Here is a 423-nt window from a genome sequence, read left to right on the forward strand (position 1 = left end):
CCCCCGAAGCGGTCGGCCTGCAGCGCCACACCAAGGACGAGTTGCGCGGCGGCGACGCGGCCTACAACGCCAAGGCGCTGCGCGACATGCTGGCAGGTGCTGCGGGCGCCTATCGCGACACCGTGCTGATGAATGCGGGCGCCGGCCTGGTGGTGGCCGGCAAGGCGACGACGCTCGCCGACGGCATGGCGAGCGCAGCGCAAGCCATCGACAGCGGCCGCGCGCTCCAAGTGCTCGGTCGGCTGGTTGAAATTTCGAACGAGTAGAGCCCTTGTCCGACATTCTGCGCAAGATCGAAGGCTACAAACGCGAGGAGATAGCGGCGGCCAAGCAGCGCGTGCCGCTGGCCGAGATCAAGGCGCGGGCTCAAGCCGCCGAGGCACCGCGTGGCTTTCTTGCCGCGCTAGAGGCCAGGCGCAGGGC

2 pseudogenes are annotated in these 423 nt (G+C 69.3%); both read left to right on the forward strand.

Annotated features, from left to right (window positions below):
• A pseudogene (locus EN780_RS37950) lies at positions 1 to 266 on the forward strand (anthranilate phosphoribosyltransferase); the annotation flags it as partial.
• Between the two features lie 5 nt (positions 267 to 271).
• Positions 272 to 423 (forward strand): annotated as a pseudogene (locus EN780_RS41255) (indole-3-glycerol-phosphate synthase TrpC); the annotation flags it as partial.

Origin of the sequence: Mesorhizobium sp. M4B.F.Ca.ET.089.01.1.1 (genome assembly GCF_004022605.1) — a bacterium.
Taxonomy (GTDB): domain Bacteria; phylum Pseudomonadota; class Alphaproteobacteria; order Rhizobiales; family Rhizobiaceae; genus Mesorhizobium; species Mesorhizobium abyssinicae.